Annotated in this window: 1 rRNA gene; it reads left to right on the forward strand. The window is 45.9% G+C overall.

The features are described 5' to 3' along the window. Positions 1-266: ribosomal RNA gene (locus FCL47_RS24210) — 23S ribosomal RNA — on the forward strand; the annotation flags it as partial.

Genomic DNA, 266 nt, shown 5'->3' on the forward strand with positions numbered 1-266 from the left:
TTGTTTATACAACCAGGAGGTTGGCTTAGAAGCAGCAACCCTTTAAAGAAAGCGTAATAGCTCACTGGTCTAATGATACCGCGCCGAAAATTTAACGGGGCTAAGCATAGTACCGAAGCTACGGATTGAAATTTATTTCAATGGTAGGAGAACATTGTGGCCGCCTGTGAAGGTACACCGAAAGGAGTGCTGGAGGTTCCACAAGAGCTTATGTTGACACGAGTAGCGAAAAACAAGGTGAGAAACCTTGTCGCCGAAAGCCTCAG

Origin of the sequence: Desulfopila sp. IMCC35006, from assembly GCF_005116645.1 — a bacterium.
Classification (GTDB): domain Bacteria; phylum Desulfobacterota; class Desulfobulbia; order Desulfobulbales; family Desulfocapsaceae; genus Desulforhopalus_A.